This is a genomic window from Bacillus sp. SIMBA_031 (genome assembly GCF_046535225.1).
Lineage (GTDB): Bacteria > Bacillota > Bacilli > Bacillales > Bacillaceae > Bacillus > Bacillus velezensis.
In genome coordinates this window covers 100,452-115,823 of sequence record NZ_JAWRXC010000001.1, presented here as the reverse complement: position 1 = coordinate 115,823, position 15,372 = coordinate 100,452, and the positions used below count along the sequence as shown (strand labels likewise).

Genomic DNA, 15,372 nt, shown 5'->3' with positions numbered 1-15,372 from the left:
TTGAATTACCCTTATTTTAGCACCGTTTTTATACGAATGCTCGTTCTGCAAAATAAAAAAACAGCCCGGCTGTTCCGGGCTGTTTCACTTATTTTTTGGAGATGCGCAGCGCTTGTTTGATCGCTTTGAATCCGCTGGCGTTTCCGTAAATCAAAACGCCGCCTTTGTAAATTTTCGCGCCGACCGCCGCAAAGATCACGATAGTGAGCAGTGTCAGGGCGATTCCGGCCGCAGCCTGCCAAAACGGGATATCGAGCATCCCGACGCGTAAAAACATAATCATCGGCGTGAAAAACGGAATGTAAGATGTAACGGTAATAAAACCGGCGTCAGGATTGCCGATGCCGAACATGGCGATCATAAAACCTGCCACGACTAAAAAAACCATCGGCTGAATCGTCTGCTGTACGTCCTCTATCCGGCTGACAACACTGCCTAGAAACGCGGCAAGCGTCGCGTAAAGAAAATAGCCGAGTAAATAGAAAATGACGGCATAGACTATCGTCGAGACGGGAACATCCGTAAAATTGAGAAATGCACTGATCGGCGACGACGCATCATTTTGAGGGTTCAGCTTCAGTGAGAGATAACCCGCTGCAATCAGCACCGCAAACTGTGTGATCCCCACGAGCGCGATACCGAACAGTTTGGCAAACATCTGCTGAATCGGCGGCATGCTTGAAATTAAAATTTCCATGACGCGGGACGATTTTTCCGTCGCCACTTCCATCGCAATCATGCTTGCGTACATGATAACTGAGAAGTAGATGACAAACAGCATGATGTATACAAGCCCCATTACCTGACCGAGCTCTTCCTCAGACTTCGCCCCTTTTTCCAGCGCGTCTTTGCTGACTTCCGGCGGAGTGTAGAGGCTGCTGACTTTTTCTGCCGAAATGCCGAGCTTGGCGGTTTCGACAGCGGTTTTTGTCTGGGTTAAAGCCTGCTTGAGCAGTTTATACGCTGATTCATCGGAAATGGTCAGCGCCTTGTAGGCTCCTGTTATCGTTCCTTTTTGATCTTGTCTGATGATAAACAGTCCGTCCCATTCACCGTCTTTGACACGCTTTACGGCATCTTTTTCGGACTCCTTCGTCTCCATTGCCTGCAGATCATTGTCTGTATCCGCCGCTTTAAGCTGTTTTGCAAACGCCGGGTACAGCCCGCCCGTTTCATCAATCACCGCGATTTGCTGCTTGCCGTCATCCGATTGAAACACGGATATAATCGATTGCAGGTTGGTCACCGCTAATACTAATAAAACGGTAATGGCGGTCGAAATAATGAATGACTTTGTCGTGATTTTGTTTTTATATGTATGAAACAGCATAATCCAAAATTTACTCATAAACGGCCCCCACCTTTTCTATAAAAATATCATGCAGTGACGGCTCTTCCAATTCGAACTTCCGTATAAAACCTTTCCCTTGAAGCGCCCGGAAAATATCCTGAGAAACAGGTTCATTCGCGACCTGCAGTCTGATCCCGTCATTTGTTTCCTTCCATTTCACGACGCCTTCATGCGTTTTTAAAAAGCTGAGGTCATCATCTGAATGAACGGTGACATTTTTTTTGCCGAAAGACCGCTTAATGTCTTTCAGATTGCCTTGAACGACGGGTTTTCCCTTCTGGAGAATGCACAAATTCTCGCAAAGCTCTTCCACATGCTCCATTCGGTGGCTTGAAAAAACGATGGAAACGCCGCTGTTTTTCAAAGAAATAACCGCTTCTTTCAGCAGCTCGACATTCACCGGATCAAGACCGCTGAAAGGTTCATCGAGAATCAGCAGTTCAGGCTTATGCAGGACGGCCGAAATGAACTGGATTTTCTGCTGGTTTCCTTTCGACAGCTCTTCGACTTTCTTATTCTTGTAATCTGTAATGCCGAACCGCTCGAGCCATGCCATGAGCTCTTTTTCCGCCTCTTTTTTGCCCATTCCTTTTAATCTCGCCAAATAGACAAGCTGGTCACTCACCTTCACTTTCGGATACAGCCCCCGCTCTTCCGGGAGATAGCCGATTTTTTCACTGATGGAATAATTGACCGGCTGCCCTTTCCAGGTGATATGCCCGTCAGTCAGGCTTAAAAGACCTAAAATCATCCGAAAGGTCGTCGTTTTTCCCGCGCCGTTTGCGCCGAGCAGCCCGAACATTTCCCTTTCAGGTATTTGCAGGTTCAAATTGTCAACAGCGGTAAAGCTGCCGAATGTTTTCGTTACGTTTTCAATTGTAAGCACGAATCCAACTCCTTCCTTGACCCATTATATACTATTAATGGGTAAAAATTAATGGAGGATTTTAAATTCTTTATTAGAATATCATTCTATAAAGGGGGTGACATGATGGGACAATATGTATTGACCGCATTCCATGCGTCGGGAGAAACGCTGCTGAATGAACGGATCGAAGCGGATAATGAGGCGGAGGCGAAGGCCGCCGGAGAGGCTTTGTTAAAGGAAAAAAAGCTTGAGAACAGTACTCATCGCTTGGTAAATGAAGCCGGAAAGCTGATTTTATTCCACAGATAACAGAAGCTTTCCGGCTTCTGTATTTTACCGGTTAAATTGCGGCGTCCGTTTTTCTAAAAAGGCGCGGATGCCCTCTTTATGATCATCCGTTTTTCTCATATTTTCCTGGGCCTTTCGTTCAAGAGACAAAACGTCTTTTAACCGGCTGATATGGAGGCTCTGATAAATAGCCTTCGTTTCAATCATCGCTGACAGCGGCGCATGCAGCAATCGGTCGATATACGGTTGTGCCCCCTCCGCAGGACCTCCGCTGAACAGCCCGTCGGCCAGCTTGAGCCGCACCGCTTTTTCAGCCGGCAATTTTTCACCGCTCCAAATCAGTTTTTTCGCTTCGATCTCACCGACGCGTCTCATTAATAAATAATGGCCTCCTCCGTCGGGAACCAATCCGATGCCGATGAAATTCATCGCGAGGCGGGCGTTTTCTTCGGCGAGCACCATATCGGCGCACAGCGCGAAACTCAGCCCGAGCCCCGCCGCGGCTCCGTGGATGGCGGCAATCACAATTTTTTTCATATCATAGAGGGTCAGCGTAATGGATTCGATCATTTTCATGAGCCGTTCATATTCTCCTGAATCATGATCCGACGTCATCATCTGAATATCACCGCCCGCGGAAAATCCCCGGCCTTCCCCCCGTAAAAGCACGATAAGCGCTTCGCTGTCGGCTGCCATAACGCATGCATTTTCCAATTCCCGGAGCATTTGTTCATTCAGCGCGTTGTAACTGTCAGGCCGGTTCAGCACAATCTCTGCGATCTTTCCCTTTTCTTCATAACGAATATACTGCATGTTTACATCCCCCTTGAATCCGCTTACATATTTTGTTCAAATGATATATTCCTTTCCCCGAAGCAAAACTCCTTTATTTTTCAAGGTCAACGGATACCGAAAAATGCATATCATTTGAAACTGAACATACATTTTTATATAGTGAAATTGATATACAAAACAAAAGGGGGGAAAAACGCCGATAATGAAATATGTGATACTCAGCTTATTACTGAGCTTTTTTATGGTGCTGTTCCCCCCTTCGGATGTCGCTCTTCCTTCCCAATTGGTGACAGAAACAGACAGCCATGTACAAATTTCGGTTTACCCGCAGGAAACGGATTCGGCAAAGACGCCGGTTCAAACCAAAACCGCTCCGCAAGGCCTGTCAAAAGGATACGGTGCGTTATCCCGGATGATCTCCCTGTTATCTGTCAAACCTCTTGATCAATTCATTGATTCCACAATGGAAAGGACATGCGCCATCCCGATACAATACCAGTCAAATTACCTCCGGCATCAGACCATTTCTCATTGCCAATCTGTATTTACGGTGTAAAAACAGTATATTCCGGAGGTATTTTTTATGAATATTAAAGAAAACGATCTGCCCGGCATCGGGAAAAAATTCGAAATCGAAACGAGAAATCATGAAAAAATGACGATCATCATTCATGATGACGGCAGGCGGGAAATTTACAGATTCGATGACCGCGACCCTGATGAGCTTCTGGCAAGCATTTCACTTGATGATGCGGAAGCAAGACAGATTGCCGCGATTATCGGCGGGATGGTGTACAAACCGCAGGCGCTTGAATCGATTGAAATGGCGTTCAGCGATCTGATTATCGAATGGTTTAAAGTTGAAAAAGGGGCAAAAGCGGCAGGGCGTACGCTCGGCGAACTGGATGTGCGCCAAAACTATGACGTGACGGTCATCGCCATCATTAAGCATGACCAGAAAAAGTTTTTAAACCCGGGCGCTGATTCGCTCCTTGAAGCAAACGATACACTCGTCCTCTCAGGTGAAAGAAAGCATCTGAAAAAACTGATCCAAGACTTCCTCTCCAGAGACGGAGTGTGATCTATTTATGGATCATCTCGTATTTGAAGTCGGTACGGCATTAGTTCTTGTGGCCATTGCGAGTGTCATCGCCAATAAAATTAAATTCTCGATCATCCCCTTCCTGATCATTTTAGGAATGCTCGTCGGGCCGCACGCGCCCCAAGCGGGCATCATTGACCTGACGTTTATCGAAAGCCGGGAAGTGATTGAATTTTTCGGACGGATGGGCGTCCTGTTCCTCCTCTTTTACCTCGGGCTTGAATTCTCGGTCGGAAAATTAGTCAAATCCGGACGTTCAATCGCCGCCGGCGGAACGATTTATATTCTAATTAATTTCAGTTTAGGGCTGATCTACGGCTTTATCACGGGCTTTTCCTTTTTGGAAGTGCTTGTATTGGCGGGTGTCATCACGATATCATCAAGCGCCATTGTCGCAAAGGTGCTTGTCGACTTAAAACGCACGGCCAATCCGGAAACGGAGCTGATTCTCGGCATCATTATGTTTGAGGATATCTTTCTGGCGGTTTACTTGTCCGTCGTCTCCGGGCTTGTTCTGGGAGACGCGACGTCTGTCGGAGGCGCGCTGATGTCAATCGTAATCGCTTTCGGATATATGCTGCTGTTTTTCATTGCCGCTCGAAAATTGCCGCCTCTGCTGAACAAGCTGCTTGATATCCGTTCAAACGAGGTATTTGTCATCGTCATTTTCGCCGCGCTCTTTTTCATTGCCGGCTTTTCCGAAACGATTCATGTCGCTGAAGCGATCGGCGCGCTCTTGCTCGGACTCGTGTTTTCGGAGACGGCCCATTCTGACAGGATTGAGCACCTTGTCGTGCCGTTCCGTGACTTTTTCGGGGCCATGTTTTTCTTCAGCTTCGGTCTCAGCATTGATCCGTTTTCACTCGGAGATGCGGTATGGCTTGCCCTCGGCGCCGTTCTGCTGACGATTGCCGGAAACTTTATCGCCGGAATGATCGCCGGACGCCGGGCGGGGCTTTCTCATAAAGCATCGTCTAATATCGGGCTGACCATTGTGTCACGCGGCGAATTCTCCATTATCGTCGCAAATCTCGGCATCGCCGGCGGCCTGTCCGCTTCACTTAAACCTTTCGCCGCCTTATATGTTTTGATACTGGCCATCTTCGGCCCTTTGCTCACGAAAGAATCGAAGCGGATATATCTCCTGTTGAACAGCGTGTTCAAATGGAAGACGCCTGAAAAGAAGCCGCAGAAATCATAAAAAAAAAGCTGACCTCTTCATAAGAGGTCAGTTTTTTTGAGCGGGAAGAAATTGCTGAAAAGCCGTTTTTTTATTAATGGAGAAATGCTCTTTTCCCAGAATGGTATTGATGATTTTTTGGTTTCTGTAAACAGACAGCTTCAAATTCGTAGCGCCCGTTCCGTGAGCATGATCAAGATTCGTTAATGTGAAAAAATGATGCCGCCTGTCGTCCTTAAAGACAAGACGGGAATCGGCCGTCACTTTAAACCGTTTCTCATCCTCCCATTCGATATCGGGGGCAATTGCCGTAAACCATTCCGGAATATGAGGTTTAAAGCCGGTCGCCAATATCACTTTTTCTGAATCGGCCGTAAAGGTTTCATCCATCTGCCATTGATGAAAGCTCAGTACGCAGCGCCCGTTTTGCTTTTCAATTTTTTCAAGCTCCGCCATCGGCTGAATATACACGTCAGGCGAACCTCCGCTGATCGATCTGTGATACAGGGCATCGTAAATGGCGGCAAGTGTGTCAGAATCAATGCCGTGGCGCAGTCCGTCCAGCTCAGGGAGTGTGTTCAGCCGTTCTTTAAAAGGCAGGCGGTTAAAATATTCCACATAATCAGGTGTAAACATTTCCTGCCCGAGCTTGGCGGTTTCCAATTCTCGAAATCCGGCGGAGCGTGTCACCCATTGCAGCCGGCTGCGGCGGTATTGTTCATCGTGCAATAAGTCAGAAAAGATCTCCGCGGCGCTCTGTCCGGAGCCGACTACTGTAATTGATTCGGCGCCGGCGAGCTCGTCTTTCCGAAACAAATATTCCGTGCTGACCATCGTGTTCTGACGCGCTTCGTCAGCAATCTCTGCGGGAATAAGCGGCTCAGACCCCGTCCCCATGACGAAATGCTTCGTTTGATAGACACTGATGCTTCCGTCCTCAATGTTCTTGACGCTGACGTCATAATGGTCGCCGGCATTTTTCACACCGATTACCTCTGAGCCGAAACGGCATGATTTGATTTCTGAAGCCGCCCAGCTCAAATAGTCGTTAAATTCCCGTCTCGGAATATCAAATTCATTAAACGTATAAAACCGGTACAGCCGGTCATGTTCATGGAGAAAGTTTAAAAACGTGTAGCGGCTTTTCGGATCGGCGAGCGTGACCAGGTCCGCCAGAAACGCCACCTGTAAATCCGTCCCTTTAATTAATAGACCGGGATGCCACGCAAATTCTTTCTTTTTATCGAAAAAAAGAGCGTCTGTTCCTGGTATATCCTCTAACAATGCGGCAAGCCCTAAATTAAACGGCCCGATTCCCGCTCCTATGACATCATACATAATTACACCTCTTACGAATAACAGTCTGATGGTCTTTTCCCGTTTTTGCAGACGGTTAAACATAAAAAAACGGCACGCTGATTCCGTGCCGTTTTTGATATTATAATGCAGATTTGACGAACATCTCATCTAAGTATTTGATTTTCTCTTCTGTATAATGCTCGAATCGGTCATTATATGATTTCGGATCTTTCGGATTGGCGAAGTGCGTGATTTTTCCGGTTTCCGGATGAATGAATTTGCTTGCCGCGCCGCAGCCGATACCGATAATCGTCTGCACTTCTTCCATAATCATAATGTTGTAGATGCTTTCCTGACCAGGGAAGGAGTAGCCGACATTTTCAAGGTTTCCGAGAATGTTTTTCTGCCGGTACAAGTAGTACGGCGTATAGCCGTGCTCTTTTGTCCAGCGGACGGCGTCATCCATCATGCGGGACACTTCCTGTCTGTCGGCAACCTTATACTTATGCTTGTTTCTCGTCATTTCTGACGCCCGTTTAAAAGAAAGCGTATGAACGGTCAAAGATTCAGGCATCAGCTTTTCCGTTTCCTCAAGACTGTGCCTGAACTCAGCCGTCCCTTCTCCCGGCAGGCCGATGATCAGGTCCATGTTGATGTTATTCATGCCGTGTTTGCGGGAAAGATGATATTTTTCGATGGTTTCTTCAACTGTATGGTGTCTGCCGATGGCCTTAAGCGTTTCGTTTTCATAAGATTGCGGGTTAATGCTGATTCTGTCAATCTTATACTTATTTAAAACGGCCAGCTTTTCCTCCGTAATCGTGTCGGGACGGCCCGCTTCAACGGTAATCTCCCTGGTATTCGCGACATCCGGGAAAGAGCGGACCATTTCTTCATATAAAAGATCCATTTCTTCAGCGGTAATGCTTGTCGGCGTGCCGCCGCCGAAATAAATGGTCGTCACTTTGATATCATGCCGTTTCAGCCATTCTCCGATTTTCTGCATTTCATAGTGAAGCCCCCATAAAAAGGAGCCGACTCTTCCCGCCTGTCCTTGAATGGCATAAGCCGGAAACGTGCAGTAGGCGCATTTCGTCGGGCAGAACGGGATGCCGATATATATGCTGACTTCATCTTTGACGCGGTACAGATCGGGAACCGCAGCGAGCTGGCGGTCGACGATCTCCTGCATCAGATTGATTTTTTCATCATGGATCAAATAATCTTTTTTCAGATCGGCGTGCGCCTCTTCTTTTGTCAGGCCGCTCTGCAGCTTTTTATGAAGAAGTTTAGTAGGCCTGATGCCGGTTAAGATTCCCCATTTTTGTGTCATGCCCGTATGCGATTGAAGAAGATTTAAGTAGACATATGACAGCGTGTTTTTCACCTGTTTAAATACTTCTTTTTCGCTCCATCCGGCAAGAAGCGGTTTCGTGTGATGTTCCTTTTCGCCGGTTCCTTTGATTTCTCCGGATACCGACACGCTGTCTGCATCTTGAGAAATGGCAAGTGAGATGACGAGATCAGAGGGCTCCTCCGTTTCGCCGTACGCAAGAACACACTCTTCAAAAAATAAATTCGCGATGTTTTGCAGCGGACGATGCAGCCTGTCATCCGTGATGCCGTCTATTTTTATTTGCAATGTGATCACCTTATTTTTCAGATTCAAAACTTTCTTTAGTGTACAGAAAGAACAGGCTAAAATCAATCCGCGAAAAAGCCGCAGACCGGCGGTTCGCGTCTGCGGCTCTTGATTACGGCCGTTTCATATGGAACTTATCGAGAAAGCCTTTGCGGTGCTGCATGCGGAAATATTCCTTAATCATATAGGCGACTCCCTGTTCATCATTTGACCTTGTCACCCAGTCCGCTTTTCTTTTTAATTCATTTGAGGCATTCCCCATCGCGACGCCGAGACCGGCCAGCTCGATCATCGGCAGATCATCTTCCTGATGGCCGATAGCCACAACCTCTTCCATTGAAAGCCCGAGATCAGCGGCGACCATCGAAAGTCCGCTTTCTTTTGAAACCCCTTTAGGCACGATGTTCAGTTTTTCTCCGTTGACGCGGATCACATCGACGGCCGGGAATGCTTTCATTATCGTATCCGTTATATCAGCCTGCAGGCCATCTTCGGCATGCACTTCAATGACGGGCGCTGAAACCGGCTCATCAAGGAGCAGGTCACTTAATGATTCGACAAACTGCACCGGATAAAAAATCGGGTCAGACGGGTGAATCATCGTTTTCCCGACCAGATTGGAGTTCACTTTCTTCTTGTTTCCGATCGAATATTTTTCGTGAAGAAGCCGGATATTGCATGGATAGCTTTCCAGCACCTGAACAATATTAAACGTGTGATCTTCTGATATTTTCTTTTCAAAAAACGGCTCATCTATTTTTTCAGAAATGTATGCGCCGCTGTGGGTAATCAATTTTGCATTCAGCTTTAATATTTTCGCCACTTTTTGAGCGGAGCGAAAATGGCGGTTTGTGACCAGTGTGACGTAAATTCCTTTTTTCTTGACGTATTCGATGGCATCCTTTGTCGTCTGATGAAGTTTGCCGTTAGAGCGAAGAAGCGCTCCGTCTATATTTAACGCCAGCATTTGTTTTGACACAGAGAAGTCCCCCTCCTTGATGACTGTACTTGTCATTAGGATATGACCCTGTCTCTTTGTTTAGAACAACCTTTTCTCCGCAGCAAAAAAGCCTGCCTCAAGCAGACTTTGAACTGTCGTTTTGTTGGGATACGATCGATTTGCTGCCTTCTCCCCAATGTGTATTTCTATTTACGAAATATATCAGGAACCCCTTATTTGACCGTTGATGCGCTCGTTTCACTTACTCTCTGTTGCTACCCCTTAACATACCAGGCAGTATAGGCGACCGTATCCTTAGATCATCTGTAAGTGTAGGCGCTTTCAGAGTTATTATCTCAATTATATTATTAAAAAACAAGGGTTTTTTTAACTAAAAAAATCAGAAGAAATATCTATGCTGAATGTATGATAAAGTTGAAAGAGAACATACATTCTCATATAATAAAAGAAAAAAAGCGGTGACTGTCATGTCTCTATTAAAAGATATTTATAACGAAGAATTTGCAGAAGCACTGTTCAACAGAATCAAATCGGCGTATCCGGCTTTTGAGCGGGACAAGTGCCGGGCGCTGATGTTTCAGGAAGATTGGTCCGGACTGACGTTAAAACAGCGGATGCGCCGGATCACAGACTCTCTATATGAAACACTGCCGAAGGATTACATACGGGCGCTTGACGTCTTATATGAGACAGCTCCCCACTTCTCAGGGCTCGCCGGGATTATTTTTCCCGATTATGTCCAACAGTACGGAACGGATCACTGGGACGAATCCATGAAGGCGCTTCAGTATTTCACTCGTTTTTCCACTTCCGAATTTGCGGTCCGCCCGTATATCAGGCTTGACCGGGAGCGGATGTTCAAAGAGTTCCTTTCCTGGACGGAGCATCCGGACGAACATGTCAGAAGGCTTGCCAGCGAAGGCTCAAGACCGCGCCTGCCATGGGGAATCTCCATTCCGGCTCTTCTTGAAGATCCTTCTCCGATTCTCCCTGTTCTGGACCGCTTGATGCAGGATGACTCGTTATATGTCAGAAAAAGCGTGGCGAATAACCTGAATGACATCTCCAAAACACATCCGGATCTTCTGGTACAGATCGCAGCCGAGCGGTTCGGAAGCTGTCCGCACACGGACTGGATTTTGAAGCACGCCTGCAGGACACTGTTAAAAAGAGGAGACAAACAGGCGCTTGCGGTTTTCGGGTTTGAAGACGCCTCCCGGATTTCATTGGAACGTTTTACATTGAATTCGGAAACGGCCGCCATCGGAACAAGCATACATTTTTCTTTTCAGATCCGCTCATCCGCCCGGCAAAAAGTCAGGGTTGAATACGCGATTGATTTTGTAAAGAAAAGGGGGCACCGCAGCCGCAAGGTGTTTAAGATGTCGGAGTCCGCCATGGATAACGGAGACGTAAAAACCTTCAGCAAACATCATTCCCTTAAAGATTTAACCACCCGCAAGCATTATCGGGGAATTCACACTCTGTCTGTCATCATTAACGGAACGGTAAAAGGTTCGCTTGATTTTTCTGTTGAATAAAAAAACCCCTCCATTTCATAGATGGAGGGGTGTGGAGCTTATTCCGGGCTGCCGTAAAGCTCTTCAAGAGGTTTCATAATGATTTTGTTTAACTCGCCGATCAGCATGCTCATGCGCTGTTCCGCTTCCATCAGCTGAGAAATCAATTCATGCTGCTGTACGAGAGCAACCGTTTTTTGTGCCTGCTCTACCTCTTCCTGAGTGATTTCTTCACCTGACATCTGTTTCTGCTGAAGCTGCAACTGTACATTGCGGAAGTTATCAAACATGCGTTTTGCGGATTCATCTGCGTTTACTTGATCATAAAGCCCTCTCAGACGGCTGTATTCATCACTGTTTCGCAAAGCTTTTTCAAGATCATATGCTGCATCATAAAAATGAACTGCCATAATAACCGCTCCTTTCTTCCTTTCGGACATACCACTCCACTATAACAGACTGCGGAGCGACTTTCATCATCGGCGTATGTTTTCCTTAGAAAAGAATGACAAACAAAGCCTGAATTGCTCCGATTATCCCGCCGAGCAAACCGCCTAAATACGTTATCATCTTAAATTCTCTCTTGGAAATCGACAGCACCATTTCCTCCAGCCGTTCAACGGGAAACTGATCAACCTGCTCTTTGACCACTTCCTCAAGACGCAGCCGTTTCAGCACATCCTCCAAATGAGCGGCAATACCGCCGAGTGCCGCATCAAGCAGCTTCGGCGCGTACGTCCCCGTAATCTCCCCTTCATAACGGGAGATGATGTCACCGAGCCGGCATTCGAAAAAGGGCGCGGTTTGAAGTGCGGCCAAAGCCCGCTTTTTCATGCTGAACAGCAGATCTTTCGCATTCCACTTTTCATCGGCCTCATAAAGTGTATAAGATTTGAGCTTGCCCCATTCTTGAGAAAGCAGATCAGCCAGAAGCTTTTTCGTTTCCTCATTGCGCAAAAACTTTAACAGCTCAGGCAGCACACGGTCTGCCAAGCTTGAATTGCCGAGGAACATCTGCACCATGCCGCCGAGCATCCCCCGGGAATTCAAAAAGTCGTCAATCATATTTCCGAGCCTGTCTTTCCCTTCTTCGCTTTCAAAATAATCGATGCTCCGCTTCAGGATATAATCTGCGGCCAGCGGGATTTTTTCATCCAGCTTTTCCTGAAGCTCATCAGGAAGCCAGTCTTTTATGGCGCGGTGCTCATATTTCCGGTAAAGGTCCGAAAGCTTTTCATCGGTAAAACGGTCAATCCAGGCATCCGTCTTTTCCTGCGGATTCCGGATGCCCGCGGCGGCCAAAGCTTCGTGCATCGTCATCTCGGAAGCGGCCATTTTTTGCGTGAATTGTTCGGCGAAAAGAAGCGCCTGGTTTTTAACGGTATCTGATAAAAGCCGCTTTTTTATTCCTTCCGGGGTTAAAAGGTGGTTCGTCACCATGAGCCCCATTTGTTTTGCCAATTCATCCCGCCTTTTCGGGATCAGCCCCGGCGTAAACGGAACCCGTTTTCCGAACAGGTAATACGGCCGGTACGGACGAAATAACATCTGAATGGCAAAATGATTTGTCACCGCACCGATCGCGGCTCCGATCACAATCATAAATAGAAACGTTCCTGCTATGCCCATTCCTTTTCTTCTGCCTCCATCTAATGTTCTATTTTCTTGATGATATATCTATTCGTATTATAGAGGCTGGCGGGCATGCGGGCAAATGAAGAACCTGAATTGTTGTTTGTGAGGAATAAGGCAAGATGCTGTTTCGTACTCTTTACAGTAGATCATCTTTTATGATGCGCTTAGCATATTTATTGGATGGAAGGGCCGTTCCATCAGCGGCTTTTTGAATAAAGGGGGAGTAATAATATGACAACACTCGGTTTTATGTCTGTATCCCGCCGGCACGAAGAAGATTACGCCGGGGAATTGGCTGAAAGAGCGCCTCAATATAATGTGCGCTTAGCCCGCTTTACACCGTTTGATATATTTCCGGATTCTTTGCGCGTGAAAGCGCTCGTCTATCACCCGCAAAGCGGAAAGTGGAACGAAACGGAAATCGATATTCCCGAATATATTTACGACCGCTGTTTTTACGGAAAATCCGCTGAAGCGCAAAAAGCCAAACCGATCGTCGAATGGCTGAAAAAATATCGGAAAACGGAATTTATCGGCCGGGGGCTTCCTGATAAATGGACGATCACGGATGCGCTCCAAAAGCATCATCTGATCAGTCCCTATATTCCTGAAACGGCCGAAGTCAGCCGCTATGAACAGGTGCAATCATACTTAGCCAAGGAAAAAGCATGTATACTTAAGCCCGCTTTCGGCGCGGGAGGCAGAGGCATCATCCTGCTTGAAACAGGCAAAAAATCAATTACGGCCACTTACTATATCGGAAAAAACAAACAAACAAAATCATTTTCCAATCACGTGTCTTTTAAGTCTTGGTGCAAAAAAGTGCTGCAGCACCGCTATTTGCTTCAATCCTACTTAAATATCCAGGATAAAGAGCGGCATCCGTGCGACATCCGCATTTTCATGCGCAAAACGGAGTCAGGCGTTTGGGAAACGGTCGGAAAAGCGGTCAGAAGGGGTTATCAGAACGGTCTTTTATCTCATTTGCCCGGAGGATCCGAACCGATTAAGTTTGACACATGGTTTGAGGAAATTCCGAGAAAGCAGCAGGCCGTTTTATTGGATGATGTCTTTTCGATCACCCAATCCGTCCCTTATTTCCTTGACGAACGGTTCGGGCCGCTGTTTGAGCTGGGGCTCGATATTTGTTACGCCAAAGACGGACGCATCTGGCTTTTGGATGTCAACTCAAAGCCGGGACGGAAAGCTATTTTAAGCGTGGCTCCGGAGGCGAAAGAGGATTTGTATACGAGTCCGCTGAGACGCTTCCGTGAGCTTCAGTCACAGGAAAGCCGGAAAGGAGTATTACCGCGTGAATCATAAAGGGATGATTGTCGGCATCGATAAAAAAAGCAAAAATACGCTGTTTCTCCCCTCCTCCATGAAACGGGAAGGGCTTTTATCCGCTGCCTTCGGGACCAAGGTTGTCAAATGCCGTGTAGCCTTTTCTCAATCACTTGAAAAAAGCGCGCTCCTTTCTGAAGATTTGTTTGAGGAGCTGTTGATACCGCATAAAAGCCGGGCTGACTTTCTCATACACGGCCAGACGGTGCACATCGGACCGCTGATCGGCGTTTTCACAGCCGGGTTCACATCATCGCCGTCCCGCCCATTAAGAGACCGTACAGCCTTCTTTTCCAAGATGCTCTCTCTTCATGAACAGGCGAACGGATATTGTTTCGTTTTCGGGGCCCATCAGATCAACTGGGAAGAAGGCACCGTCCAAGCGCTGATTTATAAAGAAAACAGCTGGAAGCGGACGGCCGTCCCGCTTCCGAATGTCGTATATGACAGGCTCCCCAGCCGAAAAACGGAAGAAGTTCCGCTTTTACAGCAGACAAAACAGAGGCTGATGAATGACTATCAGATTCCGTGGTTTAATCCGCAATTCTTTAATAAGTGGGACATTCATAAGCTTCTGGAAAAAAACAGTCTCACCGCTTCACTTCTGCCAAAATCTGTCCTGCACCCGAATGCGGAAGCGTTAGAGACGTTATGCAGCACGTTTGGCACCGTCTATATCAAACCTGCAGACGGCGCACTCGGAACGGGGATTTACAAGGTGGAAAAAACAGATGCCGGCTTATCTGTCAAACACACGAATGAGGAAAAAACGGTGGTGACGGCAGAGTATTCAGATGCGGCATCCTTCATGACATCATTTAAAGAAAACAATGACCCGTCCGCATTTTTAATTCAGCAAGGCATTGACCTGATCCGGCTGGATGGGCGCCCCGTCGATTTCAGGGTGCACACGAATAAAAACGCCGAAGGAAAATGGACAGTGACGGCCATTGCGGCAAAAATTTCCGGTGAAAACAGCATCACGACGCATCTGGCAACCGGCGGAGAAGTCAGGACGTTAGCTGAATTATACGGTGATCCGCGCGAGAGAGTCGGCATGATGCGGAAACTTTCAAAAGCCGCCTTGGCGGTCAGCCGCGTGTTAAATGAGCACATTGAAGGTTTTATCGGCGAAATCGGTTTTGACCTCGGTGTCGATCATTCAGGGAAAGTTTGGATGTTTGAAGCCAATTCCCGCCCCGGGCGCAGCATTTTTTCCCATCCGAAGCTGAGATCGGTCGATTACCTGACAAAACGGAGAAATTTTGAATACGCGTCGTATTTATCAGAACGGTCCATCACCGCCCCGGAAAAACTTTGGCGGTGAGGCTGTCTTTTTTAGGTTTACCCGGGACAGGCAATGAACGATGAGCTACAATGAACAAGA

At 47.2% G+C, this 15,372-nt stretch carries 15 protein-coding genes; 7 read left to right on the top strand and 8 right to left on the bottom strand.

The annotated features are described in order from the left end of the window. Nucleotides 1–88: 88 nt before the first annotated feature. The gene (locus SB724_RS00615) at nucleotides 89–1,348 is read right to left on the bottom strand and encodes an ABC transporter permease (protein ID WP_007610385.1); all 1,260 of its coding nucleotides are present in this window, start codon (nucleotides 1,346–1,348) and stop codon (nucleotides 89–91) included. Continuing rightward, nucleotides 1,341–2,237 (bottom strand): ABC transporter ATP-binding protein, encoded by an 897-nt coding sequence (locus tag SB724_RS00610; RefSeq protein WP_108654871.1) that lies wholly within the window; start codon nucleotides 2,235–2,237, stop codon nucleotides 1,341–1,343. Before SB724_RS00610 ends, SB724_RS00615 begins: the two co-directional genes overlap by 8 nt. Nucleotides 2,238–2,342: 105 nt before the next feature. Here SB724_RS00610 and SB724_RS00605 point away from each other — a divergent pair, with 105 nt between their 5' ends. After that, nucleotides 2,343–2,528, top strand: coding sequence for a YhzD family protein (locus SB724_RS00605; protein WP_015239502.1), 186 nt, complete (start codon nucleotides 2,343–2,345; stop codon nucleotides 2,526–2,528). A gap of 24 nt (nucleotides 2,529–2,552) precedes the next feature. Here SB724_RS00605 and SB724_RS00600 read toward each other — a convergent pair whose 3' ends face one another. Continuing rightward, on the bottom strand, nucleotides 2,553–3,320 hold the full coding sequence (locus SB724_RS00600; RefSeq protein ID WP_044053066.1) for an enoyl-CoA hydratase: 768 nt from the start codon (nucleotides 3,318–3,320) through the stop codon (nucleotides 2,553–2,555). A 184-nt stretch (nucleotides 3,321–3,504) separates the two neighbouring features. On the opposite strand from SB724_RS00600, the gene SB724_RS00595 reads away from it, so the two are divergent. From SB724_RS00595 to SB724_RS00585, 3 genes are read left to right on the top strand one after another with little or no spacing between them, the layout of a single operon-like run. After that, nucleotides 3,505–3,858, top strand: a complete 354-nt coding sequence (locus tag SB724_RS00595; RefSeq protein WP_014417322.1) for a hypothetical protein — start codon at nucleotides 3,505–3,507, stop codon at nucleotides 3,856–3,858. A 27-nt stretch (nucleotides 3,859–3,885) separates the two neighbouring features. Then, nucleotides 3,886–4,383, top strand: a complete 498-nt coding sequence (locus SB724_RS00590) for a cation:proton antiporter regulatory subunit (protein WP_003155265.1) — start codon at nucleotides 3,886–3,888, stop codon at nucleotides 4,381–4,383. A gap of 7 nt (nucleotides 4,384–4,390) precedes the next feature. Beyond that, on the top strand, nucleotides 4,391–5,605 hold the full coding sequence (locus SB724_RS00585) for a cation:proton antiporter (RefSeq protein ID WP_003155266.1): 1,215 nt from the start codon (nucleotides 4,391–4,393) through the stop codon (nucleotides 5,603–5,605). Between the two features lie 27 nt (nucleotides 5,606–5,632). On the opposite strand, the gene SB724_RS00580 is transcribed toward SB724_RS00585, so the two are convergent. From SB724_RS00580 to SB724_RS00570, 3 genes are all read right to left on the bottom strand, one after another. Then, on the bottom strand, nucleotides 5,633–6,922 hold the full coding sequence (locus SB724_RS00580) for a lysine N(6)-hydroxylase/L-ornithine N(5)-oxygenase family protein (RefSeq protein WP_265972315.1): 1,290 nt from the start codon (nucleotides 6,920–6,922) through the stop codon (nucleotides 5,633–5,635). Nucleotides 6,923–7,022: 100 nt separating this feature from the next. Continuing rightward, nucleotides 7,023–8,525 carry a coproporphyrinogen III oxidase gene (locus SB724_RS00575; protein WP_265972316.1) on the bottom strand — a complete coding sequence of 501 codons (1,503 nt, stop codon included), beginning with the start codon at nucleotides 8,523–8,525 and terminating at the stop codon, nucleotides 7,023–7,025. Between the two features lie 112 nt (nucleotides 8,526–8,637). Further along, a complete protein-coding gene (locus tag SB724_RS00570) occupies nucleotides 8,638–9,504 on the bottom strand; it encodes a Cof-type HAD-IIB family hydrolase (protein ID WP_007409237.1) in 867 nt (288 codons plus the stop codon). A gap of 383 nt (nucleotides 9,505–9,887) precedes the next feature. Between SB724_RS00570 and SB724_RS00565 the strand changes: the two genes are divergently transcribed. Next, entirely contained in the window at nucleotides 9,888–11,027 is a 1,140-nt protein-coding gene (locus SB724_RS00565) for a DNA alkylation repair protein (protein ID WP_265972317.1), read from the top strand. A gap of 38 nt (nucleotides 11,028–11,065) precedes the next feature. Here the strand turns inward: SB724_RS00565 and SB724_RS00560 are convergent, their stop codons facing one another. Next, nucleotides 11,066–11,416 (bottom strand): YlbF/YmcA family competence regulator, encoded by a 351-nt coding sequence (locus SB724_RS00560; protein ID WP_014720937.1) that lies wholly within the window; start codon nucleotides 11,414–11,416, stop codon nucleotides 11,066–11,068. 85 nt (nucleotides 11,417–11,501) lie between these two features. Beyond that, nucleotides 11,502–12,635 (bottom strand): DUF445 domain-containing protein, encoded by a 1,134-nt coding sequence (locus SB724_RS00555; RefSeq protein ID WP_410569725.1) that lies wholly within the window; start codon nucleotides 12,633–12,635, stop codon nucleotides 11,502–11,504. Between the two features lie 237 nt (nucleotides 12,636–12,872). Between SB724_RS00555 and SB724_RS00550 the strand changes: the two genes are divergently transcribed. Together SB724_RS00550 and SB724_RS00545 are read left to right on the top strand one after the other, a co-directional pair. Beyond that, nucleotides 12,873–13,964: a YheC/YheD family endospore coat-associated protein gene (locus tag SB724_RS00550; RefSeq protein ID WP_410569723.1), complete on the top strand. Its 1,092-nt coding sequence runs from the start codon at nucleotides 12,873–12,875 to the stop codon at nucleotides 13,962–13,964. Continuing rightward, on the top strand, nucleotides 13,954–15,312 hold the full coding sequence (locus SB724_RS00545; protein WP_007409242.1) for a YheC/YheD family endospore coat-associated protein: 1,359 nt from the start codon (nucleotides 13,954–13,956) through the stop codon (nucleotides 15,310–15,312). The genes SB724_RS00550 and SB724_RS00545 overlap by 11 nt, the downstream gene beginning before the upstream one ends. Nucleotides 15,313–15,372: the final 60 nt, after the last annotated feature.